This window comes from Bradyrhizobium sp. CCGB20 (assembly GCF_024199855.1).
Lineage (GTDB): Bacteria > Pseudomonadota > Alphaproteobacteria > Rhizobiales > Xanthobacteraceae > Bradyrhizobium.
Genome location: NZ_JANADN010000001.1, coordinates 1,042,860 through 1,066,916, shown reverse-complemented (window position 1 = coordinate 1,066,916; position 24,057 = coordinate 1,042,860). Strand labels below are relative to the sequence as shown.

At 64.5% G+C, this 24,057-nt stretch carries 21 protein-coding genes; 11 read left to right on the top strand and 10 right to left on the bottom strand.

All coding sequences use genetic code 11. The annotated features are described in order from the left end of the window. Window positions 1-2: 2 nt before the first annotated feature. Window positions 3-647, bottom strand: a complete 645-nt coding sequence (locus tag NLM15_RS04930; protein ID WP_254115896.1) for a glutathione S-transferase family protein — start codon at window positions 645-647, stop codon at window positions 3-5. A gap of 83 nt (window positions 648-730) precedes the next feature. Between NLM15_RS04930 and NLM15_RS04925 the strand changes: the two genes are divergently transcribed. Further along, window positions 731-1,714: a YafY family protein gene (locus tag NLM15_RS04925; protein WP_254115895.1), complete on the top strand. Its 984-nt coding sequence runs from the start codon at window positions 731-733 to the stop codon at window positions 1,712-1,714. 138 nt (window positions 1,715-1,852) lie between these two features. Next, window positions 1,853-2,101 (top strand): hypothetical protein, encoded by a 249-nt coding sequence (locus NLM15_RS04920; protein WP_254115894.1) that lies wholly within the window; start codon window positions 1,853-1,855, stop codon window positions 2,099-2,101. A gap of 72 nt (window positions 2,102-2,173) precedes the next feature. Here NLM15_RS04920 and NLM15_RS04915 read toward each other — a convergent pair whose 3' ends face one another. The 3 genes from NLM15_RS04915 to NLM15_RS04905 all read right to left on the bottom strand — a co-directional run bounded on the left by NLM15_RS04915 (window position 2,174) and on the right by NLM15_RS04905 (window position 5,119). Then, complete coding sequence (locus NLM15_RS04915; RefSeq protein WP_254115893.1) at window positions 2,174-3,121, bottom strand: fatty acid desaturase; 948 nt, start codon at window positions 3,119-3,121, stop codon at window positions 2,174-2,176. A 14-nt stretch (window positions 3,122-3,135) separates the two neighbouring features. Beyond that, on the bottom strand, window positions 3,136-4,155 hold the full coding sequence (locus NLM15_RS04910) for an alpha/beta fold hydrolase (RefSeq protein ID WP_254115892.1): 1,020 nt from the start codon (window positions 4,153-4,155) through the stop codon (window positions 3,136-3,138). Window positions 4,156-4,315: 160 nt separating this feature from the next. Then, the gene (locus NLM15_RS04905; protein WP_254115891.1) at window positions 4,316-5,119 is read right to left on the bottom strand and encodes an MBL fold metallo-hydrolase; all 804 of its coding nucleotides are present in this window, start codon (window positions 5,117-5,119) and stop codon (window positions 4,316-4,318) included. A 183-nt stretch (window positions 5,120-5,302) separates the two neighbouring features. On the opposite strand from NLM15_RS04905, the gene NLM15_RS04900 reads away from it, so the two are divergent. Continuing rightward, the gene (locus NLM15_RS04900) at window positions 5,303-6,502 is read left to right on the top strand and encodes an MFS transporter (RefSeq protein WP_254124146.1); all 1,200 of its coding nucleotides are present in this window, start codon (window positions 5,303-5,305) and stop codon (window positions 6,500-6,502) included. An 18-nt stretch (window positions 6,503-6,520) separates the two neighbouring features. Here NLM15_RS04900 and NLM15_RS04895 read toward each other — a convergent pair whose 3' ends face one another. Beyond that, the gene (locus NLM15_RS04895; RefSeq protein WP_254115890.1) at window positions 6,521-7,369 is read right to left on the bottom strand and encodes an outer membrane protein; all 849 of its coding nucleotides are present in this window, start codon (window positions 7,367-7,369) and stop codon (window positions 6,521-6,523) included. Window positions 7,370-7,872: 503 nt separating this feature from the next. On the opposite strand from NLM15_RS04895, the gene NLM15_RS43700 reads away from it, so the two are divergent. After that, on the top strand, window positions 7,873-8,601 hold the full coding sequence (locus tag NLM15_RS43700) for a helix-turn-helix domain-containing protein (protein WP_254115889.1): 729 nt from the start codon (window positions 7,873-7,875) through the stop codon (window positions 8,599-8,601). On the opposite strand, the gene NLM15_RS04885 is transcribed toward NLM15_RS43700, so the two are convergent. The 3 genes from NLM15_RS04885 to NLM15_RS04875 all read right to left on the bottom strand — a co-directional run bounded on the left by NLM15_RS04885 (window position 8,598) and on the right by NLM15_RS04875 (window position 12,136). Further along, window positions 8,598-9,605, bottom strand: coding sequence for an NAD(P)-dependent alcohol dehydrogenase (locus NLM15_RS04885; RefSeq protein ID WP_254115888.1), 1,008 nt, complete (start codon window positions 9,603-9,605; stop codon window positions 8,598-8,600). The genes NLM15_RS43700 and NLM15_RS04885 overlap by 4 nt on opposite strands. 15 nt (window positions 9,606-9,620) lie before the next feature. Continuing rightward, entirely contained in the window at window positions 9,621-11,234 is a 1,614-nt protein-coding gene (locus NLM15_RS04880; protein ID WP_254115887.1) for an acyl-CoA synthetase, read from the bottom strand. A gap of 134 nt (window positions 11,235-11,368) precedes the next feature. Then, a complete protein-coding gene (locus NLM15_RS04875) occupies window positions 11,369-12,136 on the bottom strand; it encodes a FadR/GntR family transcriptional regulator (protein WP_254115886.1) in 768 nt (255 codons plus the stop codon). A 165-nt stretch (window positions 12,137-12,301) separates the two neighbouring features. On the opposite strand from NLM15_RS04875, the gene NLM15_RS04870 reads away from it, so the two are divergent. Then, window positions 12,302-13,507: an ABC transporter substrate-binding protein gene (locus NLM15_RS04870; RefSeq protein WP_254115885.1), complete on the top strand. Its 1,206-nt coding sequence runs from the start codon at window positions 12,302-12,304 to the stop codon at window positions 13,505-13,507. A 46-nt stretch (window positions 13,508-13,553) separates the two neighbouring features. Here NLM15_RS04870 and NLM15_RS04865 read toward each other — a convergent pair whose 3' ends face one another. Then, complete coding sequence (locus tag NLM15_RS04865; protein WP_254115884.1) at window positions 13,554-14,498, bottom strand: helix-turn-helix domain-containing protein; 945 nt, start codon at window positions 14,496-14,498, stop codon at window positions 13,554-13,556. A 268-nt stretch (window positions 14,499-14,766) separates the two neighbouring features. Between NLM15_RS04865 and NLM15_RS04860 the strand changes: the two genes are divergently transcribed. From NLM15_RS04860 to NLM15_RS04835, 6 genes are all read left to right on the top strand, one after another. Next, window positions 14,767-16,662, top strand: a complete 1,896-nt coding sequence (locus NLM15_RS04860; protein ID WP_254115883.1) for an AMP-binding protein — start codon at window positions 14,767-14,769, stop codon at window positions 16,660-16,662. 42 nt (window positions 16,663-16,704) lie between these two features. Continuing rightward, the gene (locus tag NLM15_RS04855) at window positions 16,705-17,676 is read left to right on the top strand and encodes an ABC transporter permease (RefSeq protein WP_254115882.1); all 972 of its coding nucleotides are present in this window, start codon (window positions 16,705-16,707) and stop codon (window positions 17,674-17,676) included. Window positions 17,677-17,718: 42 nt separating this feature from the next. Beyond that, complete coding sequence (locus NLM15_RS04850; RefSeq protein ID WP_254115881.1) at window positions 17,719-18,735, top strand: sugar ABC transporter substrate-binding protein; 1,017 nt, start codon at window positions 17,719-17,721, stop codon at window positions 18,733-18,735. An 80-nt stretch (window positions 18,736-18,815) separates the two neighbouring features. Continuing rightward, on the top strand, window positions 18,816-20,939 hold the full coding sequence (locus tag NLM15_RS04845; protein ID WP_254115880.1) for an SMP-30/gluconolactonase/LRE family protein: 2,124 nt from the start codon (window positions 18,816-18,818) through the stop codon (window positions 20,937-20,939). Next, on the top strand, window positions 20,936-22,033 hold the full coding sequence (locus NLM15_RS04840; RefSeq protein WP_254115879.1) for a hypothetical protein: 1,098 nt from the start codon (window positions 20,936-20,938) through the stop codon (window positions 22,031-22,033). Before NLM15_RS04845 ends, NLM15_RS04840 begins: the two co-directional genes overlap by 4 nt. Next, window positions 22,030-23,526 (top strand): sugar ABC transporter ATP-binding protein, encoded by a 1,497-nt coding sequence (locus NLM15_RS04835; RefSeq protein WP_254115878.1) that lies wholly within the window; start codon window positions 22,030-22,032, stop codon window positions 23,524-23,526. Before NLM15_RS04840 ends, NLM15_RS04835 begins: the two co-directional genes overlap by 4 nt. A gap of 8 nt (window positions 23,527-23,534) precedes the next feature. Here NLM15_RS04835 and NLM15_RS04830 read toward each other — a convergent pair whose 3' ends face one another. Beyond that, entirely contained in the window at window positions 23,535-24,023 is a 489-nt protein-coding gene (locus tag NLM15_RS04830) for a DUF2059 domain-containing protein (RefSeq protein ID WP_254115877.1), read from the bottom strand. Window positions 24,024-24,057: the final 34 nt, after the last annotated feature.

The following is a 24,057-nucleotide window of genomic DNA, read 5'->3' as shown; positions in this document are numbered from 1 at the left end:
ATTCAACCACCGGCCGCCTTGGCATGCTGCGCCGCCATCTCATCATCGGCCGCATTGATGCGCTGGAACGCGGGCCGCGAGGTCATGCGTTCGGCATAGCGGACGAAGACGTCTTTCTTCGGCACGATGCCGAACATCATGGTCCAGCTGAACGCGACGCCCCACAGCACATCCGCCGCCGTCATGCGTTCGCCGAGCAGGTACGGCCCTCTCGACAATTGCGCCTCGAGCGCACCCAGCATGGTGTCGTAATCGGCATACGGCGACTGCGTGATCGGCGCCGGCTCGCGCTGCATGAACTTGTCGATCAGGGCCGGCTCGAAGGATGACCCGTAATAGGTCATCCAGCGCAAATAGGGACCGCGCAGCGGATCGTTCAGCGCGGGCGTGAGGCCGGCCTGCGGGAACAGATCGGCGAGATAGATGGTGATCGCGACCTGCTCGGTCACGAGCGCCTCGCCGTGGCGGACCGCCGGCACCTTGCCCAGCGGATTGATGGCGAGATAGGCGCTTTGGCGCTGCTCGCCGGCCTTCATGTTGAGCACATGGAGATCGTAGGGCGCGCCAAGCTCCTCCAGCAGCACCCGCGTGCCGGTGGCGCGCGTCTGCGGCGAATAATACAGCGTGATGCGGTTCGGATCGGTCATGGTGGTCTCCATCTGGCCGGCTGGCGATGGCGTTTGTAGCGGACCATACCTGACATCCTGTGTCAGGTATGGTTTAAGGGATCATGCGCGCGAGCCGGATGATGTCGATCCTCACCACCCTCCAGGCCAAGGGGCAGGTCACCGCGCCCGAGCTGGCGGAGGCCTGCGAGGTGTCGGTGCGCACGATCTATCGCGACATCGACGCGCTCGCGGCATCGGGCGTCCCCGTCTATGCCGATCGCGGCGCGGAGGGCGGCTATCGCCTGCTCGACGGTTATCGCGTGCGTTTGAACGGGCTGTCGCAGAACGAGGCGGAAGCTCTGTTCCTTGCGGGACTGCCGGGACCGGCCGCGGCGCTCGGGCTGGACGCGGCGATGATCGCCGCGCAGAACAAGCTGATGGCAGCCTTGCCTGCCAACCTTCGCGAAGACGCCGGGCGGATGCAGGAGCGCTTTCACCTCGACGCACCCGGCTGGTTCGGCGAGACGGAAGAGCCAAAACATCTGCGCATCATTGCCGGCGCGGCCTTGCGCGGGACGCTGATCAAGATCCGCTACCAGAGCTGGCGCTCGGAGAAGCAGCGCCGCGTCGCACCGCTCGGGCTCGTGCTGAAAGGCGGCAGCTGGTATCTCGCCGGGCAAGTCGACGGCAGTGTGCGCACCTATCGTGTCGCGCGCGTGCTGGACTGCACCGCGCTCGACGAACGCTTCGATCGTCCCGCCCAGTTCGATCTCGCGGCCTATTGGCGGGACGCAACGCTGCGTCTCGAAGCCGAGATGCATCCCAATGTCGCGGTCATCCGGCTGTCGCCGTTCGGCGTCAAGCTGCTCGACGCGCTGAGCCAGCCTTACGTCAGGGCACGTACGCAGCTTGAAGAGGCCATCGATGCGGACGGCTGGCGCATCGCCAGGGTGCCGACCGGCAAGACGTCGTGGCATGCCGCGGCCGAATTGCTGCGCCTCGGGCCCGAAGCCGAAGTGCTGGAGCCCGCCGACCTCCGCGAGAAGATGGCGGAGATGACCCGGGCGATGGCTGCGCGTTATCGCGCAGCGGCGCGGAAAACCTGACGGCGGCGCATCTCGCCGCGGGCCACGAAACAATCCTGAAACACGATTCTCCCCGCACCATGTGAACGCGATCGCATCTCGGCTCGACCGAGAAGCAGGGACACAACAACGGCCCTAGCGCCACACTGGAGAATGAAAATGTTTCGTAAGCTTGCTCTTGGTCTGATCGCCGCCGGTTCGCTCGGCGCTGCCGCTCTCGCGCCCACCGCGGCGTCGGCCGGCGGCTTCCATCATCACCACTGGGGTCATGGCTGGGGCCCGGGCTGGGGCTACGGCGGCATCTATGTCAACACCGGCGTCAGCAACTGCTACCAGGAGCGCCTCGTTCGCACCCGTCACGGCATGCGCGTCCGCGTCGTGAACGTCTGCGCCTACGGGATCTACTGATCGCTCGCCTTCAAAACGAAGCCCCGGTCGCGCTGCGGCCGGGGCTTTGTATTTGGTTAAGCAATCCTTGAGCTAGCCGGCTTGCCGATTCCGGCGAAACCAGGCCCAGGTCTCGCGCGTCGTCCTGACGTAGCCGCGGCCGCGATGGACGATCTCGCCGTCGACGATCCCGTTCAGCCTCGGCAGCGCGTGAAAGGGAATCGAGGGATAGGCGTGGTGCTCGACATGGTAGGGCATGTTCCACGCGAACCATTTGACGATCGCGCCGGTATAGGTGGTGCGGGTGTTCTCGAAAGCGCTGCGGGTGCGGTCGCAGCCGGTGTGCTCGGCATAGAGATAGGGCCGCAGGAAGAACTGCCCGATCACGAGCGGGACGATCCACACCCAGAGCAGCAGCGCCGAGGCGAACCCCAGCGAGAGCGCGAGCAGCAGCGCATAGAGCGCGACATAGGCGCGCGCCTCGGTCACGATGGTGGCGCGCTTGTTTTCGGGAATCCAGGGCACGACGACCTTGCCGGTGACGGCATGGCCGAGCATCAGCCGGAGACGGCCGGCAACCTGAAGCAGGCCGCTATAGGCGATCGCAAGCTGCGTGTCGGAGCCCGGCTTCACGCCGACGATCAGCTCCGGATCCTTGTCGGGATCCTGGGTGTAGCGGTGATGATCCCAGTGGAACAGGCAGTAATATTCGTAGGGCAAACCGATGATGAAGGCCGAGAGATAGCCGACCGCGAGGTTGAGGCCGCGGCTCTTGAAGGCCGTCTTGTGCGCGGTCTCGTGCACCGCCATGAACAGGAAGGCGACGAGATAGCCTTGCGCCGCCATCAGCGGCAGCGCCCAGAGCACGCCATGGCGTGATGTGACCGTCCAGATCAGCGCGCCGACCAATACGATCATTCCGTAATGGCCAAAACTCTGCACGGCGCCCCTGAGGTTCGAGCGCACCGATAATTCGCGCAGCATGGCCGGTGTCAGCGGCTTCAGGCGATGGCCGGGCTCTGGAACGGTCGCATCAGTCATGGTCGGGGCCTGTATTACTTGCTGAGAAGCGCGGCGATCTCGGCCTTGAGGAAGGCCTGGTCGGGCGGATTGTTGACGGGATTGCCGGCGCGATGGCCGTGCAGCGAGGGGATCGGATGCAGCACGGCCGACTTTGCATTGACCAGCTTGCCGAGCTCGTCCTCGTTGTCGCGGACGTCGAAATAGCGGTCGGTCGCGCCCGGCACCAGCAGCATATGCGCCTTGATCGCGGCGAGTGCGCGATCGAGATCACCGCCGAAGGCCGCGCAAGCGCTGATGTCGCCGCGCTGCCAGATGCCGGCCTGCGCCAGCAGATCGTTGGCGTCGCGCCTGGCGAAGGTCGTGTCCCAGGTGCGGACGAGATAATCCTCGAGCGAGGTAAAACCCGCCTCGCGCCAGAGCTCGTCGCGATAGAAGCCATGCGACATCGCCCAACCGGCATAGACACGCCCCATGGCACGATAGCCCGCGACAGGCTTCTCGACGAAACGGCCGTCGCGGAAGGCGGGATCGCCTGATAGCGCGGCCTTCACGCTTTCCAGGAAGACGTAGTTATAGGGCGAGCAGCGCGCGCTGCCGCAGACGATGGCTGCGCGCGCGACCATATCGGGATGCAGCGCCGCCCAGTGATAGGTCTGCATGCCGCCCATCGACCAGCCATAGACCAGCGCGAGTTTTGTCACGCCGAAGCGCTCGGTGAGCAGCCTGTGCTGGACAGCGATGGCATCGTGATAGCTGAGCTGCGGGAATGGCGCGTCGCCGGAGTTTGAGGGCGAGGACGACAGGCCGTTGCCGAACAGGTTCGGGATGATGATGAAATAGCGCGTGGGATCGAGCACGCCATCGGGGCCGATCAGCCATTCGGTGTCGAAATGCTGCGCGCTGAAGGAGGTCGGGTAGAGGATGACGTTGTCCTTCGCCGCGCTCAGCGTGCCGTAGGTCTTGTAGGCGAGCTTCATCGCGGGGAAGACGGCGCCGGACTGAAGCGTGACGTCACCGGCCTCAAAGATCTCGTAGTCGCGCTGTGTCGTCATGCATCCAACTCCCGCTCACGCGGCCGCATAAAGCGCCGCTGAAACGACGATGCATCGTTCGTGCCGAACCGGCAAACGCATCGTTGCGCCGCGCTCAATAACTGTACTTATAGTACAGTTATTTGGTCACGGCAACAAGGATTCCGGCCGGCGCGGCGGCTCAGGCGATGGCCGCGATGTATCGCTCCACCGACGCCGCGAACGCGGTCTTGGCGCCCGCGGCGATGTTGCGTCCCCACCACGCGCCGTAGATGCGGTCAAAGGCGAGCGGCGCGACCGCAGCCGCGATCCGCCGCACGGCGGAAGCGTTGAGCGGCGTGTAGTTCGGATAGGAGTACATGAAGCTGACGAAGCGGCGATCCATCGTCACCTGCGCGATATCGCCGGTGAGCAGCGCGCCCTTGCCATCCGCACCGCGCGCATGATGCAGCATGGTGGCACCCGCGAAATGGCCGCCGGTGCGAAGCAGCAGCAAATCATCGGAAATGCGATGATGATCGCCGCTCCAGTGCACGATTGACGGATGCGGATGCGTCACCCATTGCCGATCATCCGCGTGCACATAGACCGGAATGCCGCCAAACGCGTCGCTCCAGTCGGCGAGCGCGCCATAGTAATGCGGATGCGAGATCGCGATGGCTTTCAGCCCGCCGAGCGAGCGCACATGCGCGATCGCCTCCGGTGTCGCCAGCGGCACGCAGTCCCACATCGCGCAGCCGCCACCCAGCGGCACCAGCAGCGCGCGCTGGCCGATGGCAAAGCTCGGCTCGAGCGCCATGCCCGTCAGGCCGAGATCATCGCGCCAGACAACGCGGTGACCTTGCGCGAGCGCATCCCGCGTGAGGAAAGTCTGGCCCTTCCAGTTCACGAACTGCCGTTCGTCCTCGCAGATCGGACACGACGCCGGCGGATTTCCACTCTCCGGGAATTGGGCGCCGCAGGTTTCGCAGGTCCAGAGGGGCATGAGTCATGATCCAGAAATGAGACTGTCGCAGGCATGAAATGGCATCGCGCTCCTGCGACCGCAACCACGGTCGGAACCAAGGAGGTCAGCGCAGGTTACTTTCTGGTCCGCCCCGGCACAATGAGCCGGCCATCTCCGCTCGGAGACCAACTCTCGATCGGCAGCATTGCGTTCAGCGTCTCGATGACATCGCGCCCCTCCTCGCCCCGCCTCTGGCCCCTCTACGCTGTCAATTTCTTCATGGCCGACATGCAGTCGGGCATCGGCCCGTTCGTCGGCGTGTTCCTCCAGGATCGCGGCTGGGCGAGCGGATTGATCGGCACCGCCATGACGATCGGCAATGTCGCGGGCATGCTGGTCACGACGCCGATCGGCGGCTTCATCGATTCCAGCCGCAACAAGCGGCTGTGGGTGGTCATTCCCGGCATCTGCGTGGTGCTTGCGTCCGCAATCATCCTGATCTCGCAGAATTTCTGGGCCGTGACGTTCTCCCAGGTTGCCCAATCGCTGGCGAGCGCCGCGATCGTGCCGGCAGTCACGGGCATCACCCTCGGCATCGCCAGGCAGAAGGGTTTCAATGCGCTGAACGGCCGCAACCAGGCCTTCAACCACGCCGGCAACATGGTCGGCGCCGCGCTGTCGGGCTATCTCGGCTACAAGTTCGGCTATGTGTCCGTGTTCGTGCTGGCGGCCGTGTTCGGCGCCATCGCGATCGCTTGCGTGCTGATGATCCCCGCAAAGGCGATCGACGATCGCGCCTCGCGCGGCTGCAAGGAGGATGATCCCGACAGCGCGCCGGACGCGTTCACCATATTGATCAGGCACCGGGCGCTGCTCGTGCTGGCGCTCGCGCTCGCGCTGTTTCATCTCGGCAACGCCGCGATCGTGCCGCTCTATGGACTTGCGGCGGTGGCCGAAGGCCAGGCCAACGGCCCGACCTTCGTCGCGACCACCGTCGTGATTGCGCAGGGCGTGATGATCGTGACGTCGCTGATCGCGATGAACGCGGCGAGCAAACGCAACTACTGGCCGGTGATCCTGGTCTCCTTCATGTTCCTGCCCATCCGCGGCGTGCTCGCCTTCTTCGTCACGGGATGGTGGGGCGTCGTGCCGATGCAGGTGCTCGACGGCATCGGCACGGGGCTGCAGACCGTCGCCGTTCCGGGCATGGTCGCGCGCTCGCTCGACGGCACCGGCCGCATCAATCTCGGCCAGGGCGCCGTCATCACCGTGCAAGGCGTCGGCGCAAGCCTGAGCCCCGCGCTCGGCGGCTGGATCGCACAATGGATCGGCTACGGCCCGACCTTCCTGCTGCTCGGCGGCTTCGGGCTCGCCTCGATGGCGCTCTGGCTGGCATTCGGGGCCGCGGTGAGGAAGTATTGAGCTCCACCGGCGCCGATCTCACGGCGTAAATTGCCGGTTCAGGCCGACCCTGAAGGTGTGAAGCTCGATGTCGCTGGCCGGCATGCTGGTCGCGGGAATCGACAAAGAAAGCTGGCGGCCAAGGTTGAGATACAGATATTCCGCCTTGAGCGACCAGCGCGGCGCGAACGACCATTCTCCGCCGCCGCCGACCGCATAGCCGACATTGAAGCCGCTCGCACTCGCATGTCCATCCAACGCCGCCGGAAGCCCGGGGATCGGGAAGTTGTTGGTCAATCGGACATGAGCACTGTCGAGGCTTGCCTTGACATGTGCCCAGGCGAGACCGCCGGTCGCATAGAGCAGCCAGTTATTGCTGGCGTAGCCCAGGCGGCCGCGCAGCGTGCCGAGATAATCGATGTCCTGGGTCACGGTCACAGTGCCGGTGTAATTGTCGAAATCGCCGACCAGAAAGACGGGGCGGAACGCATAAGAACCTGACGCCCGCCCGCCAATCCCGGCGACGCTCACGTCGGCTTCGACACCGGCGACGACGTGGCCGGTCTGCCAGTTGTAGCCTGCCTGCAATCCACCCAGCCAGCCGGACTGGCCGACGCCGAGCGTGAACGGCGCCGACGCGGTCGAGGTCAGATTGTTCACGCCGGGAAACAGCGCCAGCAGCGCACTGGGATCTACGCTCGCCGAGTTGCCGTCGCCGGTGCCGTAACCGGCATGGACGCCGGCATAGAAGCCTGTCCAGCTGAACACCGGCAGCGGTGCAGGCGGCGCTTTCAGCGCCATGTCGGCGGCGGTTGCGTCAGTGGCGCAAAACGCACCAAGGCCAAGCGCCAGAAGAGCCGGCAGGAGACCGCTCGCACGACGGGTCATCGAATCATTCCCTTCCAATCGTCCACCATTGCTGGCGACGATAGGCGGGATGCGATCCCGGTTCGTGGAGAGGGACGAACCGGCGCATGGACTGAGATGAAAGGCAACGACAATGGCGGTGCCTGTTGCGATCCGGGCACACCGGCTGCGGCACCTGGTCGCGGTCTCAGCACGTCATCGCGAGTGGCTTATCACGCAATCCCGCGCCTTTGTCGTTGCAGCGCACCAGCCTGACGATACAACCTGCAGCAAATCGCCAACAAACGCCTGCTTCCCGATCGATGATCCAGCCTCAACTCTCATTCGACGGCGACCCCAATGGCCCGGCCTACGAAAGATGGCGCGAGCAGTTTTGCCGCCAGGTCGCGGACGTCGATTTCGTTCCGATCGGGGAAGGACGCGTTCACCGGACCATTTCGCCGGCGATTCTTCCACGTCTCCGACTCTCGGCCTCGTTCGGCACGCCGATATCTTTCGTCTCGCTCGGGACGAACGATGAACTGGTGATTACGACGTCGCCCAATTCGGCGTTGAGCGGCACGATGGGGAAGCGCCCGCTGGAGATTGCCGCCGGCGACGTCACGATCGGCGACCCCTCGATCAGGGGCGCCTACATCACCCAGACGGCGCACGGCAATTTCCAGACCGCGCTGCTGCCGCGCAAGGCGCTGCTGCGGGCGTGCCCGAATGCCGAGGATCTGATCGCGCGGTCGATCTCCGGCGCCAATCCGATCACGTCGATGTATTTGCGGTATTACGACCTTGCGCATACCTATGCCGACAAGCTCGCACCCGCGGAGCTCGATGCCGTCTCACAGCATCTGTTCGACCTCGCCGTGCTGATGATCGGAGCGCGCGGCGATGTCGCCGAGGAAGCTCGCATGCGCGGTCTTGCGGCAGCGCGCCTCGAAACCCTCAAATCCGACATCCTCGCACAGCTGGACAGCCCCGCGCTGTCGCTCACCGTCCTTTCGGCCGCGCATAGAGTGAGCCCGCGCACCATCCAGCTGCTGTTCGAGCAGGCCGGCATCACCTATAGCGGATTCGTGCTGGAGCAGCGGTTGCTGCGCGCCGAACGGCTGCTTCGAAACCCGAACCTGCGCACGCGCAAGATCATCGAGATCGCGCAGCTCGCCGGATTTCACGACGTCTCCTACTTCCATCGCGCATTCCGCCGCCGCTTCGGACGGACGCCCGACGACGTCAGGAAGCTTTCCGGCGGGGCGAATTAGGCGAACTCGACCACGATCTTGCCGAAGTGGCCGCCCTGCTGCATCAGCCGCAGCGCATCTGGCACGGCGTCGAAACCGAATACACGGTCGATGACCGGCTTCATGCCGTTTCGCCCGATCGCGGCCGTCATGCCCTCGAACATGCGACGGCTGCCGACGGACAGGCCGATGACGTGCAAATTCTTGGAGAACAGGCTCGGGATCGCGATCTGCTGCGAGAAGCCCGTGAGCACGCCGATCACCAGAATGGTGCCGCCGACCCGCGCCGCTTCGAGCGATTGCGCAAAGGTGTCCTTGCCGCCGACCTCGACGACATGGTCGACGCCGCCGCCGGTCCACTCCGAAGCGGCCTTGCCCCATTCCGGCACCGAACGATAGTTGATGGTGTGGTCGGCGCCGAGCGCCTTGGCGCGCGCGAGCTTCTCGTCGCTCGACGACGTCACGATTACGCTTGCGCCTGCGAGCTTTGCGAATTGCAGAGCGAAGATCGACACGCCGCCGGTGCCCTGCACCAGCACGGTGTCGCCGGGCTGCACTTTTGCCTCCTCGAACAGCGCGCGCCAGGCGGTAAGGCCTGCACAAGGCAACGTCGCCGCCTGCAGGAAAGACAGGTGCGACGGAATGCGACTGACGCCCTCGGCGTCGAGCAACATGACCTCCTGCAACACACCCGGACGCGTGCCGCCGAGCGCGTAGCGGCGGCTGGTCGCCGAGACCTTCCCGTCGATCCAGGACTGGAAGAACATCGGACAGACACGATCTCCGACCGCAACGCGGCTAACGCCCTCGCCGACGGCGATCACCTCACCCGCGCCGTCCGAGAACGGGATCAGCGGCAACCTGGTAACGCCGCCCCTACCCTGCACCGTGAGCAGATCGCGGTAGTTCAGGGATGCCGCCCGAATCCGTACCGCGACCTGGCCCGGGCCGGGCTCGGGCTCAGGCAGATCGGCCAGCTCCATTCCCTCGATCGACCAGTCGCGCGCAACCTGCCAGGCCTTCATGGCGAATGCTCCGCCTCAGGTGCCAAAATTCTTCTGGATCGCCTTGTCGAGCGTCTCGCCGCCGACGAAGCGCTGGCGCAGCTCGCGCTTGAGCAGCTTGCCGCTCGGGTTTTTCGGCAGGGCATCGACGAAGATCACGCGCTTGGGCACCTTGAAATGCGCCATCTGGCCGGCGCAATGCTTGATGACGGAATCCTCGTCCAGCTTCTCCCCGGCCTTGACCACGACGATCGCGGTCACCGCCTCGATCCAGCGCGGATCGGGCAGGCCGACGACGGCGACCTCGGAGACCTCGGGGATGCGGTAGACCATCTCCTCGACCTCGCGGCTCGCGACATTCTCGCCGCCGGTCTTGATCATGTCCTTGACGCGGTCGACCACGGTGATGTGGCCCTCTTCGTCGACGGTGGCGAGATCGCCCGAGTGAAACCAGCCGCCGGCGAAGGCCGCCGCCGTCTTCACGGGATCGTTGTAATAGCCGGAGAGCAGATGCGGCGAGCGGTGCACGATCTCGCCGACCTCACCGACTTTCACATCCTCCATGGAGGTGTTGACCACCCGGGTCTCGACATTGAGCACGGGTTTGCCGGCCGAGCCGGCCTTGCGCAGCTGGTCTTCGGGCCGCAGCACGGTCGCGAGCGGCGCGATCTCAGTCTGGCCGTAGAAATTCCAGAATTTTACGTTGGGCAGGCGACGCTGCAATTCGAGAAGCACCTCAACCGGCATGATGGAGGCGCCGTAGTAGCCCTTTTGAAGGGTCGACAGGTCGGTCTTGTCGAAATTCGGCGAGCGCAGCATCGCGATCCAGATCGTCGGCGGGGCAAAGAACGAGGTGATCTTGTGCGCCTGGATCAGCGCCAGAATGTTGTCGGCGGTGGGCTTGCCCGTGATCACGCCGGAAGCGCCGAGATACACTTGCGGCCCCAGGAATACGTCGAGCTGGGCGCAATGATAGAGCGGCAGCGCGTGCAGGAATTTGTCCTCCACGCTCATGCCGCCGTCGATGATGCAGCTGACATACTGCCACATCACGGCTTCATGGGTCAGCATCGCGCCCTTGGGCAGGGACTCCGTGCCACTGGTGTAGACGATCTGCGCGAGATCGCGGCTGTCGACCGACGCCTCCAGGAACGAGCTGTCGGCATCAAGCAGATCGTCGAAGGTGGTGAGGCCCGCGGGCGCCGTGGCGGGGTCCTCGCCCGGCAGCCAGATCATCTTCTCGACCGCGCAATCCCTGGCTGATGCGGCGCGCGCCGGCTCGACGAAATCCGGACCTGTCGCGAGAAGCTTCGCACCGGAGCTCTTCAGGATGAAATTGATCTCGTCCGGATTGAGCATGAAGTTGATCGGCACCAGCACCGCGCCGATCCGCGCTAGCGCGAAACGCAGCGCGGCGAAGGCATGCGAGTTGCGCGAGAGCACGGCGAGACGGTCGCCCTTCCTGACGCCGAGCCCGAGCAGGCCGCGGCCGAGCCGGTTGCAGATCGCGTCCATCTCGGCAAAGGTCCAGCTCACATTGCCGCAGCTCACCGCAAGCTTGTTCGGCTCGCGGCCCGCGGAGCGGCGCAACAGATCGCCGATGGAATGCTCGCGCGCTTTCGAGATGGTGGCTGCGGTGTCGCCGGTCATGTGTCCCTCCGTGTGATGTCTTTGTTTGTTGGATTTGTTGCTTGAAATCTTGCGTCTTGTCTTTTTGCGCATGATCTTTCGGAAAACCGCTTCACGCTTTGCGCTAGCGCGGCCCTTCGGGTCCGGATCATGCGCTATCTGCGCCGGGCCGCCTGCGCGTGCTCCATGTACATGTGCTCGACCGAGCGATCGAGCGAGGCGATCTTCTCGAAACCACGCCGCCAGTCCTGCAAATGCCGGCGCGTCCACAGCACGCCGGCTTCGCGGTCGCGGCGGCGGATCGCATCGATGAGATGGCGGTGCGCGGCGACGAGGCGCGGGCCGCCTGCGGCGACGCCCGTCACGATCATCTCGGTGGTCGGATAGAACAATTGCGCCGCCGGCTCGCGCGCAAGCTGAAGCACGCGGTTTTGCGAGGCCTTTGCGACCAGCACGTGGAACTCGGCGTCGCATTCGGCAAGTGCCGCGGGATCGCCGACCACGGCCTCACTGCGCATGAGATTATCATCGAGCTCGGCGAGGTTCTCCTCCGTCGCGCGTTCCACCGCGCCCTCGATGCCCGCCACCTCCAGCGTCATCGAGGCCTCGTAGAGCTCGCGGAAGGTCACCTCGTGCAGCACCAGCGCGCGGCTGAGGCGGCTTGCGAGCTTGCTGTAGCGCGGCAGGCAGGCGTGCAGCCGGCGCGAGGAATCGCGGCTGATCAGCCCGCCCTCCTCCAGCACACGAATGCCTTCGCGAATCGTGGAGCGGTTGACGCCGAACTGCCGGACCAGATCGTGCTCGGTCCCGATGGGATCGCCCGGCTTGATACGGCCATTGACGATCTCGCGCTCGATGGCGTCGGCGACCTTCTGATAGGCCGGCGCGACATCGATCGGACGGAACAGCGGCGCGAGGGGCACATTCAGCTCCAATGGTGATTGTCGGACAAACTATAGGATCGACCCGAAAGCGCGTCAAACTGCGTCATTGATGCCGCATCTGCAGCAAATTGACTCCTTGGGAACCTCGTTCTAACTTTGTCGGACAAAGGGACAGCATAGTCCCGCACAAGAGGAAACGTATCCATGAGACCTATCGCAGCCCTCGTGTCTGCGGCCGGCTTGCTGTCGGCTGCCCTGACCATCCCCGCTTCCGCCCAGCAGGCGCCGCTCAAGATCGGCGTGCTCTCCGACTTCTCCTCGGTCTATTCCGACATCGGCGGCCAGGGGAATGTCGAGGCCACCAAGATGGCCATCGAGGACTTCGGCGGCCAGATGTTCGGCAAGCCGATCGACATGGTCGCGGCCGACGTGCTCAACAAGCCCGACGTCGCCTCCACCATCGCCCGCAAATGGTGGGAGACCGAGGGCGTCGACATGATCATCGACCTGCCGACCTCGGCCACCGCACTCGCGGTGATGGAGCTGTCGAAGCAGTATGAGAAGATCATGATCGTGACGGACGCGGCGAGCTCCGACATCACCGGAAAGTCCTGCTCGCCCTATACGGCGCACTGGACCTACGACACCTACGCCAACGCCCACACCGTCGGCGGCGCCATCGTCAAGAACGGCGGCGACAGTTGGTTCTTCCTCACCGCCGACTACGTGTTCGGCCATTCGGTCGAGCGCGACACCGGCGATGTCGTGAAGGCCGCGGGCGGCAAGGTGCTCGGCAGCGTCAAGCATCCGCTCAACACGGCTGATTTCTCGTCATTCCTGCTCCAGGCCCAGGCCTCCAAGGCCAAGATCATCGGGCTTGCCAATGGCGGCGGCGACACCATCAACGCGATCAAGCAGGCCGGCGAGTTCGGCATCGTCGCCGGCGGCCAGAACCTGGCTGCGATCGTGATGTTCATCTCCGACGTGCACAGCCTGGGGCTGAAGCTCGCACAAGGGCTGATCATCACCGAGGCCTATTACTGGGACCTCAACGACAAGACCCGCGCCTTCGGCAAGCGCTTCATCGAGCGCGTCAAGCGCATGCCGACCATGAACCAGGCCGCGACCTACAGCGCCACGCTGCACTACCTCAAGGCCGTGCAGGCCGCCGGCACCAGGGACACCAAGACGGTGATGGCGAAGATGCGCGAGCTGCCGGTGAAGGACGCCTTCACCGACAACGGCGTGCTGCGCGAGGACGGCCGCATGGTGCACAGCATGTATCTGTTCCAGGTGAAGAAGCCCGAGGAATCCAAGGGTCCGTGGGATTATTACAAGCTGCTCGCGGAAGTACCCGCCGACCAGGCCTTCCGTCCGCTGAAGGACGGCGGCTGCCCGCTGGTGAAGTGACACTTCGCAATGACGGACCTGCATCGCCTCGCGCGATGCAGGTCACCTAGCGCCGCCGCAAGTCCGACGGGCTGTGCCCGAACTTCCTGCGAAACACCGTGCTGAAATAGGACGAGCTGCTGAAGCCCAGCTGATAGGCGACTTCCGTGATCGACAGGGAGCGCAGCTCGGGCCGGGTCAGGACGTCGTAACAGCGCTGAAGCCGGCGATCCAAGATCCATTCGGATACGGAGACATCGGTAAGCCGGAAGAGATAATGCAGATGCCTGAGCGACACGCCGTTGTTCTTGGCGATCTTCTCCAGCGACAGGTCCGCATCGGTGAGGTGCGCCTCGATCCAGGCCTTGACCGAGCGCAGGCGGGCCTGCTGCGCGCTCGCATCCTCCGAGAACTCGTCCCGGTCGCCCATGTCGAGGGCGAGTGCCAGCACATCCATCAGCTCGCCGCCGAGCCGGGTCTTCGCGGTCTCGTCCAGCGTCGCGCCCTCCGCGGCAAGCGTCGCGCAGAATTCGGCAGCGATCCGTCCAAGGCCGCGGCTCGTCGCCATTGTCGTGATCACAGGCAATCGACCATCGCTGAAGCGCGTCGAGAATTCCGCGCGCGGGATTTCGAGGTAGAGCGATCGCACCTTGCCGACACATTCGAGGTCATAGGCCTCTGAGGCCGAGAAGATCGTGCTCACGCCGGGATTCGACAGCAAGGTCTGGCCCGCCTGGAGAACGTTGATGCGGCCCTGCTGAACGAATTCGAGGTAGTAGCAATCCTTGTCGAGCTTCGCGATGTGCCGCTCGCGGCGCGAGATGCGCTGCTCGGACAAAAGGACGTCCGTCATCGTGACGGCGCCGAACCGCGCCTCGCGAATGAAGCCGTGATAGTCGGATCGCTCCTCGGCGTTCACGTCGACATGGACGTAGACATCGCAAATGGCACCTTGCCACGCGGCATAGCGCTTGGACGGCTCCAGATCGTCCGTCGTGAATACCAGGTTCATCGTCCGCCCATCCGTTGCGAGGCCATGATGAACGTCGTTTGTGCATCGCACAAGCGGGCCGAGCATCGAGATTCTAGATGGCCGCCGCGTACACGCAAGACCGGTTTGCGCGGAGAAGCAAAAGCTTTGCGCTCCGGAGCAAGCCGCGTTCCGGCATGTGGCCTATGAAGAACAAAAAATGGTCAATGAGATAGGCGGGAAACGTTCGCTTGCACCAGCCCGGACCAGCAGCTGCGCAATCTGCCGTGCCGCTTGAATGGCGGTGCGCGTGAGCAGCGTCTTGCCATCGCCGATCACAACACGGTTCACGCAACCGGTTATAACCATCGCCGATATCGAGGCGCTGGAGCAGCAGTCTTACGAGTCCCTCGTCCCTGCCCGCAATCTCTTCCATCTCTTCGAAGCCACGGCGCGCCTGCATCCGGACCGCCCCGCGCTGACCGTCCTGGCCAAGGGCTCGCGCGTGTCAGGCGACGTCACGCTGACGCATCGGCAATTGCTCGCGGAGATCGCGCGCGCGGCCAATCTGTTCAGATCGCGCGGCATCGGACAGACCGGCGGTACTGTCGCATTTCTTTGCCCAATCCTGCCGCTGCTGTTTCCGGCGCTGCTCGGCGCCCAGATCGCCGGCGTTGCCAGCTCGATCAACTATCTCCTGAACGAGGATGCGATCGCCGACCTGCTCGAGGCGCAGAACGCGACGGTGCTGGTCATCCCCGCCGAAGCCGCCGATCGCGCGATCTGGGCCAAGGCGGCCAACGTCGCGCGCCGCGTCCAATCGCTGAAGACCATCTTTGTGATCGGCGCGAACGGTCCTCTGCCTGGAGGTTTTCTAAACTTCGACGAGGCGATTGCGGGAACGCGCGACACGCTAGACTTCGAGCCATCGACGGACCGCCAGGCCGTCTGCGCGCTCTTCCACACCGGCGGCACCACCGGACGGCCAAAGCTCGTTCGCCTGACCCATGGCAACCAGATCCATGCAGCCTGGAGCTTTGCGCAGGTCCACGGGCTGGACGAGCTGGATGCCGCCGTGAACGGCTTTCCGCTGTTTCACGTCGGCGGCACCATGACGGTCGGCCTGTCGATCCTCGCTGCCGGCGGCCACGTGATCATTCCCTCGCCCTACAGTCTCAGAAGTCCCGATGCCATCAGAGACTATTGGCACACCGTCGAGCGGTTTGGCGCAACCGTCGTCAGTGGCGTGCCAACATCGATTGCCGCGCTCGCCGAAGTGCCGGTTGGGTCTTCCGATATCCGCACCGTTCGCATGGCGCTCACCGGCGGCGCCGTGGCGCCGAAGGCCGTGAGCGAGAGGTTTCAGGCACGCACGGGGATCACGCTGTTCGAGACCTACGGCATGACCGAGACCGCAGCGGCGATCGCGTTCAATCCCGGCCGCGGAACTCCCGTACAGGGCAGCGTCGGCTTCCGGGCGCCGTTTGCACAGACAAGGATCGTCGCGCTTGATGATGCCGGCCTCAGGACGGAATGCCCGCCTCTCACCAGCGGTCTCGTCCTCGTCAGGGGGCCGCAGGTGTTTCCCGGATATCTCGATCCCCAGCACAACAAGGGCGTGCTGACCGACGACGACTGGATCGTCACCGGCGACGTCGGCTATCTCACGGCGGATCAGCGCCTGGTGCTGACCGGGCGCGAGAAGGACCTGATCGTGCGCAGCGGTCACAACATCGATCCAGCCGCGATCGAGGACGTCGCCAATGCCTTCCCCGGCGTGCAGATGAGTTCAGCCGTCGGCATGCCGGACGGCTATGCCGGCGAGGTGCCTATTCTCTTTGTGGTGCCGTCTCCCGGACAGAGCATCGACCTGCCGCAGCTGCGCGAGCATCTCGAGCGGAACGTCAATGAGCCGCCCGCGCGGCCAAAGCGCGTCGTCCAGCTCGAAAGCCTTCCGGTCACCGCGGTCGGCAAGATCTTCAAGCCTGCGCTCCGAGACCTCGCCGTTCAGGAGAAGGTGAGGTCCGAGATCGACCGCATCTTCGGACCGGACACCGCAGCCGACATTCGCGTCGAGAAGGACGCCAGGCTGAACACGCTGGTCCACATCTCCGTGGACTCCAGTGATCAAGATCTGGCCAAGGCACTCGCCGAAAGCCTGACACCACTTCCACAGACTTATCGCATCAGCACCCGATCGTCATAACGGACCCGCAAGAAGCCGACGTCGAAGAAAGGCAAGACTGGGATGAAGCGCATTCGGTTCAATCAGCAGGAAATCGTCTTCGCCGTCTTCGCGCTGCTGTTCCTGCTGTTCTCGATATTCCTGCGCGGCTTCCTGACGTCGGACAACATGCTGACGCTGCTTCAGAACGTCTCCGTGCTCGGCATCCTCGGCCTTGCCATGGCAATCGTCGTGATCGGACGCGGCATCGACATCTCGCTGATCGCTGCGCTTGCGGTACCGCCGGGGCTGGTCTTGCAGATGGTGCAGAACGGTCACTCGCTGCCGGCCTCGCTGCTGACCGCCGTGCTGCTCACCATCGCGTTCGGCCTCGTCAACGGCTGGCTGATCGCTTATGCCGAGGTGCCCTCGCTGTTTGCGACGCTGGCGACCGGCCTTCTCCTCGCCGGTCTCGGACAAGCCGCATTGTTCCAGCTCGACGTCGTGCAATGGAGCCCCGGCATGGCCGGCTTCGAGCGGCTCGGACAGGGCACCATTCTCGGCGTCCCGACATCGATCGTGATGTTCGCGATCGCCTGCATCGTGGTCGCGTTCCTGCTGCGCCAGACGCGCTGGGGAGCCTATATCTACGCAATCGGCGACAATCCCTACGCCGCGCGCGTCACCGGCATTCCCTCCCGCCCAATCATCGTCCTGCAATATGTGATCACCGCCCTGATCGGTTGCTTCGCCGGCCTCGTGCTGGCTGCATCGGTCAATTCGATGCCGACCCGCATCTTCAACTCGACGCTGATCTACGACGTCATCCTGGTCGTGGTGCTCGGCGGTATCGGACTTTCGGGCGGACGCGGCGGCGTGCTGAACGTCGTCATCGGCACGCTCGTGATCGGCACGATGCTCAACGGCATGACCATCATGGACATCTCCTACGCCGGACAAAATCTCATCAAGGGCGTCGTGCTGCTGCTCGCGGTCATCACGGATTCCTTCCTGAATCCGCGCAACGAGGAGACGGCGCAGCAGGGCGATATCTGAACGACCCGGAAAATAACGACAACCACAACCAAGGAGGAAGCAATGAAGCATTTCGGCAGCCCGACAAAGGCAATCGTTGCCGCGGCGGCTCTTGCGGCAATGACCGCACCGGCCCTCGCCCAGCAGGGCCTGGACGAGCCGTTCCAGAAGCCTTTCAAGGAAGCGCTGGCCGGCAAGACGGTGGCTTACGTGCCGGTGGCCATGAACTTCGACCTCACCGAAGGCTGGTATGCCGGCCTGAAGAAGGAGCTCGAGCCGTTCGGCGTCAAGTTCGTGATCCGTGATGCGAACTGGAACACCAATGCCGGCGCACAGGCCGTGACCTCGCTGATCTCCGAGAAGCCGGCGGTGATGGTGGTTCACAATCCGGACGTGCAGACCTACGCCAAGCTGCTGCAGCGCGCCGAGAACGAAGGCATCTACGTCATCCAGATCAACATGGGTTCGGCCTATCGCAGCTCCGCCTTCGTCGGCGCCAATTGGGTCGAGATCGGCGAACGTCAGACCGAAGGCGTGGTCAAGGCCTGCGAGGGCAAGTCGAACAAGATCGCGATCATCCAGGGTGCGCTGTCGGCGGCCGCGAGCGCCTATACGCTCAAGGGCGTCGAGAACGTGCTGGCCAAGCACCCTGAGATCAAGGTGGTGTCGAGCCAGGCCGCCGATTGGGACGCCGCCAAGGCCAAGGCGATTACGCAAACGGTGCTGAAGCAGAATCCCGATCTCTGCGGCATCGTCGGATTCTGGGACGGCATGGACATCGGCACCGCTGCCGCCGTCAAGGAAGCGGGCCTCACCGGCAAGGTGTTCGTGGCGACCTCGGGCGGCGGCGAACGCAAAGGCGCGTGCGAGCTGGTCAAGTCAGGCGCGTTCGATCTCAACATGAGCTACGACGTGCCGACCCAGGCCGCGCAGATGGCCGGCACGATCAAGTGGCTGCTGTCGTCGGGCGTCAAGCCCGGCTCCGTCAAAGGATCGGAATACACCACGCTGATTCCGATCACCAAGGAGAATGCCGACAGCCAGATGGCCTGCTGGAATCTCAGCGACCTCAAGAAATAGTTTTGCGCTGACGCTCCCGATCCCCGGGACATCTAAGCCCCGGGGATCCCGCTCCCGTACATTCTTTCACGCCTGCTGGAATGCCGATGCGCGACACACTGACAAGCCTGCGTTACCGCTACTGGCCCGATCATCTCCTTGGCGAAATCCTGTCCAAGCGATGGACCGAGACGGCTATCCCGGTCATCCTTCTCCTCATCGTCGGTCTCGCGCTCAGCCGATCCATCGACAACTTCCTGTCGCCTGCGAGCCTCGCCGACACCGCGCGTCAGGCCGGAGAGATCGGCTTCATCGCGCTCGGGCTGGCGTTGGTCGTCATCGTCGGCGGCATTGATCTTTCCGTCGGCTCGATCTTCGCACTGACCGATTTCTGCGCGCTCTATCTACTCGACGTGCTGGGCTGGCCGGTCCCGGCCGTGGTGGCCGCCACGCTGCTCTGCGGCGCGCTGCTCGGCGCAGTCAACGGCGTCCTGATCGGATATCTGCGGCTGCGCGCCTTCATCACCACGCTAATCACCCTGATCATCTACCGCTCGGCCTACGACCTCCTGATCCAGCGCTATTCAAACGCGATCGCCTCGGCCTTCCCTGACATCCCGTCCTGGGATTTCATCGGCGGCGGCAGCGTCTTCGGCATTCCGACCGTCGCGCTCGTCTACATCGTCATCGCCATCTTCGGCCACATCTTCCTGACCCGGCTGCGTCCGGGCTGGCATATCACCGCAATCGGCGGCTCGCGCCGTTCGGCGTACAATTCAGGCATTCCCGTCCGTCGCACGATCGCACTCTGCTACGTCGCCAGCGGCGTGCTCACCAGCATCGGCGCATTGTTCTTCGCATCCCGGCTCGGCACCGTCGGCGGCGACATCGGCGTCGGCCTCGAGGTGATCGTGCTGACCGCAACAGTGCTGGGCGGCATCACGCTCGGCGGCGGCAAGGGCTCGGTCGCCAAATCGGCGGTCGGAGTACTGATCGTTCTCCTGATCACCAATGGTCTGACGACCATGAACGCGCGCGGCGGCGTCAACCGGATGGCGCTCGCGGGCATCCTGCTCGTCGCGGCGATGGTCGATATCCGCTGGCAGAAGAACCGGACCCGCATCATCAGCAAGGTCTATGTCGCGCCGACCTATCATGCGCTGCCGCCGCCTCCGCCGACCGAGATCGGGCAAGGCGGTCCGTTCGAGCAGAATGACAAGCTGCGTAACGTCGAGGCGATCGGCCTCGGCCGGATCGAGGCGCCGGAGGACGTCATCCTCGATCGCCACGACAATCTCTATGCGGGCTCGCGCCACGGCGACATCATGCGCTTCCTCGCCCCCGACTACCAGAAGATGGAAGTGTTCGCCCATATCGGCGGCCAGCCGCTCGGCATGGCCTTCGACCGCGAGGACAATCTCTACGTCTGCATCGGAGGCATGGGGCTCTACCGGATCAAGCCTGACGGCACGGTGGAAAAGGCAACTGACGAGACCAACCGCAGCATGCGTTCAGTCAACGACGACAGCCGCCTGCGGCTCGCGGACGACCTCGACATCACCGACGACGGCCTGATCTTCTTCTCGGAAGCCACCGTGCGTTACGAGATGGACGAGTGGCCGATCGACGGCCTCGAGGCGCGCGGCAACGGCCGCATCATCTCTTACGACACCAAGACCGGCATCACGCGCACGGAGCTGCGCGGGCTCAAATTCCCCAACGGCATCTGCGTGGCCAGCGACGGCCAATCGATCCTGTTCGCCGAGACGTTCGGCTGCTCGATCAAGCGCTATTGGTTCGCGGGACCGAAGAAGGGCAAGGTCGAAGTGGTCATGGATAACCTCCCGGGCTACCCTGACAACATCAACCTCGCCTCGGACGGCAATTACTGGCTGGCGCTGGTCGGCATGCGCAGCCCCTCGCTCGACCTCGCCTGGAAGATGCCGGGCTTCCGCCGCCGCATGGGCAAGCGCGTGCCCGTCGACGAATGGCTGTTCCCCAACATCAACACGGGCTGCGTGGTCAAGTTCAACGAGCAGGGCAAGATCGTCGAGTCGTTCTGGGACCTCCGCGGCGAAAACCATCCGATGATCACCTCGATGCGCGAGCATCGCGGCTATCTCTATCTCGGCGGCATCCTCAACAACCGGATCGGCCGCTACAAGCTCGACAACGCCGATCCGAACTTCGTCCAGTATGACAAGAGGTGGGGGAAGCAGTCGTGATCGCCGCCGTCAGGGAATTCGCCAACCGCTTTCTCGGGCGCGGCGACGCCACCATCACCGTGCCGTCTTTCGACGGCGCGTTGAAGCCGAACCAGAAGCTGGAATCCGCCGAGACCTTGCTGACCTGCGACGCGCCGGAGGACCTCGCCACCGATGGCAACAGCCTCTTCATCGCGGACGGTCCGCGCCTGCTGCGTCTGGATGGCGGCTCGGCATCCGAGGTTCGCAGCTTCGAGCGGCCGATCTCGGCGCTGTGCGCCCTTCCCGGCGGCGGCCTTGCGGTCGCGCTCGGGGGACGCGAGGTGCGCCTTTACGCAAATCCTTCGGCCGACGCGCCCAACGTGACGTTCGCCGATGCGGCCTTCAACGCGATCAACGCGCTGGCACTCGCGGGCGACAGCTCGCTGATTGCGACGGACGGCTCGGCGACATGCAGCGTCGACGACTGGGCACGCGACCTGATGGAGCTCAACCGCACCGGCCGCGTGTTCAGGCTCGATCCCGGCAGCAAGACCGTCACGCCGCTGGCCCAGGGGCTCGGCCATGCCTTTGGCGCCTGCGCGCATGGCAACGGCGCGCTGGTCAGCGAGAGCTGGCGCCACCGTCTCGTCCTGGTGGCGCCGGGCGCATCGCCGCGAACCGTGCTCGCTCACCTGCCCGTCTATCCGTCGCGGCTGTCGAAGGCCTCGGGGGGCGGCTACTGGCTCACCGCGTTCACCGCGCGCACCCAGCTGATCGAGTTCGTGTTGCGCGAGCCGGCTTACCGCCGCCGCATGATGGCCGAGATCGACCCCGCGTACTGGGTCGCGCCGCGCCTGCGCTCGGGCCTCTCGTTCAAGGAGCCGATGCAGGGCGCGCACATCAAGACCATGGGTGTCATCAAGCCATGGGCGCCGCCGCGCTCCTACGGCCTTGTCATTCGCCTCAACGCAGATGGGCAGCCGCTTTATTCGCTGCATAGCCGGGTCGACGGCGTCAATCACGGCGTCGTCGCGGCCATCGAGATGGGCAACGATCTCGTGCTGATCGCCAAGGGACCGGGCCGAGTCCTCCGGCTCCCCCTCGCCGGCCTTGCCGAGGAGTTCTGCTCATGAGCGACATCGTGCTTTCGCTGCACAAGGCCACAAAGCTCTACGCCGGCGTACCCGCCATCGACGGGGTCGACTTCGATCTCCGCCGTGGCGAGATCCACGCGCTGGTCGGCGAGAACGGCGCCGGCAAGTCAACTCTGACCAAGGTGATGGCAGGCGTCGTGACGTTGACCTCGGGCACCATGACGGTCGACGGCACCGACGTCGCGCCAAGGACGCCGCTGGAGGCGCGCCATCTCGGCATCGCCATGGTGTTCCAGGAGAACAGCCTGGTACCGACCATGACGGTCGCGCAGAACCTGTTTCTCGGACAGGAGAAGTTCTACAACCGCTTGCGCGGTATCTACATCGCTGCGCAACAGTTCCTGCAGTCACTCAATTTCGACGTCACGCCGACCGCGACCGTGAGCGGCCTCGGCGCGGCCAAGAAGCAGATGGTGGAGATCGCGCGGGCGGTCCTGCACCGCGCCAAGGTCATCATCTTCGACGAGCCGACCGCGTCGCTGACGCCGGAGGAGAAGAAATACTTCTTCGACCTCGTCCGCGATCTCAGGAAGCGCGGCGTCTCCATCGTCTTCATCTCGCATGCCCTGGAAGAAGCGCTGCTGCTGGCCGACCGGATCACGGTGCTGCGCGACGGCAAGCACGTCGTGACCGACGATGCCGCGAAATTCGACCGCGCCGCCATCGTTCAGGCAATGGTCGGACGCGACCTTTCCAATACGCTCTACGGCGCGCGAAAGAGCACCGTGCGGCCGGCCGGCGCGCGCGTGCTCACGGTCCAGAATCTGAAGATGGCCCCGATGGTGAAGAACAATTCGCTGTCGGTGTTCGCGGGACAGATCACCGGCGTGTTTGGCCTGGTCGGCGCGGGCCGCACCGAGACGTTCAAGATCGTCTCCGGCGTGCTCAAGCGCGACTTCTTCCACGGCGGCGAGATCCTGCTGCACGACAAGCCGGTGCGCTACCGGGTGCCGGCACCGGCGGTCAAGGCCGGCATCGCCTATGTCACCGAGGACCGCAAGGTCGAGGGCTTCTTCGAGACGTCCTCGATTGCGCGCAACATCTATCTCGGCCTGCTGTCGAAGTTTCCCAAGGGACGGATGATGCTGTCGCGGCGGGAGACCGACACGGTCGGCAAGACCTGGATCGAGAAGCTCAGGGTTCGCGCCATCGGCGACCACGGCAAGGTGGTCGAGCTGTCCGGCGGCAATCAGCAGAAAGTGGTGATCGCCAAATCGCTGGTGCAGGAGCCCGACCTGATCATCTTCGACGAGCCGACCCGCGGCGTGGACGTCGGCGCGATCGTCGAGATTCACGAGCTGATCAACCAGCTCGCGGACGAGGGCAAGGCGGTCGTGGTCATCTCATCCTATTTGCCCGAGATCATGGCGCTCTCGGACCGCATCCTGGTCTCACGCCAGGGCAAGGTCGTCGAAGAATTCTCCGCGCTGGACGCGACGGAGGAGAGGATCATGTACGCGGCGATCCACTAGGAAACAGTCTAGAGCTTGTGCCCCTTCTGTCGCAGCACCTCGATCAGGCGCTGCTTCAGTTCGTCGGCGGCCTTCTGGCTGACGTCCTGGCCGATCTGCGCGCTCGCCTGCGCCAGCGCATCGGACTTCTCCAGGAGTTTTCGGCCCGCAGGGCTGGCGTAGAACGCCTGGATCTGGCGCAGCTCATCGGCGCTGAAGTTTTGGGCGTAGAGGGCGGCGACCTGGTCGATCAGCGACGTCAGGGCCGGGGTGTAGATCTCGGAGCCCGGGGCCGTCATCGCATCGTAATCGCGCTCGATCTCCGGCCGGTCCTGCGCGACCAAGGGGCGGAGCTTGAGCAGGAGTTGCGGCAACAGCGCGCGATACTGATCCGCGATCTTCAGGGTGACGACGAGCTTGCGGGCCGCATTCAGCGCCTCCGGCGACGGCGCCTCCGCCGATGCACCACAGACGAAAAGCAGAAGGGCGGCGGCGATCGTCAGCAAACGTCTGGACATGAACCTCTCCGTTGGACCTCTCCACGAGATGCAG

Coding starts and splice junctions, on each gene's coding strand:
- NLM15_RS04930 (WP_254115896.1), bottom strand. CDS start 647: ATGACCGATCCGAACCGCATCACGCTGTATTATTCGCCGCAGACGCGC.
- NLM15_RS04925 (WP_254115895.1), top strand. CDS start 731: ATGCGCGCGAGCCGGATGATGTCGATCCTCACCACCCTCCAGGCCAAG.
- NLM15_RS04920 (WP_254115894.1), top strand. CDS start 1,853: ATGTTTCGTAAGCTTGCTCTTGGTCTGATCGCCGCCGGTTCGCTCGGC.
- NLM15_RS04915 (WP_254115893.1), bottom strand. CDS start 3,121: ATGACTGATGCGACCGTTCCAGAGCCCGGCCATCGCCTGAAGCCGCTG.
- NLM15_RS04910 (WP_254115892.1), bottom strand. CDS start 4,155: ATGACGACACAGCGCGACTACGAGATCTTTGAGGCCGGTGACGTCACG.
- NLM15_RS04905 (WP_254115891.1), bottom strand. CDS start 5,119: ATGCCCCTCTGGACCTGCGAAACCTGCGGCGCCCAATTCCCGGAGAGT.
- NLM15_RS04900 (WP_254124146.1), top strand. CDS start 5,303: ATGACATCGCGCCCCTCCTCGCCCCGCCTCTGGCCCCTCTACGCTGTC.
- NLM15_RS04895 (WP_254115890.1), bottom strand. CDS start 7,369: ATGACCCGTCGTGCGAGCGGTCTCCTGCCGGCTCTTCTGGCGCTTGGC.
- NLM15_RS04885 (WP_254115888.1), bottom strand. CDS start 9,605: ATGAAGGCCTGGCAGGTTGCGCGCGACTGGTCGATCGAGGGAATGGAG.
- NLM15_RS04880 (WP_254115887.1), bottom strand. CDS start 11,234: ATGACCGGCGACACCGCAGCCACCATCTCGAAAGCGCGCGAGCATTCC.
- NLM15_RS04870 (WP_254115885.1), top strand. CDS start 12,302: ATGAGACCTATCGCAGCCCTCGTGTCTGCGGCCGGCTTGCTGTCGGCT.
- NLM15_RS04865 (WP_254115884.1), bottom strand. CDS start 14,498: ATGAACCTGGTATTCACGACGGACGATCTGGAGCCGTCCAAGCGCTAT.
- NLM15_RS04855 (WP_254115882.1), top strand. CDS start 16,705: ATGAAGCGCATTCGGTTCAATCAGCAGGAAATCGTCTTCGCCGTCTTC.
- NLM15_RS04850 (WP_254115881.1), top strand. CDS start 17,719: ATGAAGCATTTCGGCAGCCCGACAAAGGCAATCGTTGCCGCGGCGGCT.
- NLM15_RS04845 (WP_254115880.1), top strand. CDS start 18,816: ATGCCGATGCGCGACACACTGACAAGCCTGCGTTACCGCTACTGGCCC.
- NLM15_RS04835 (WP_254115878.1), top strand. CDS start 22,030: ATGAGCGACATCGTGCTTTCGCTGCACAAGGCCACAAAGCTCTACGCC.
- NLM15_RS04830 (WP_254115877.1), bottom strand. CDS start 24,023: ATGTCCAGACGTTTGCTGACGATCGCCGCCGCCCTTCTGCTTTTCGTC.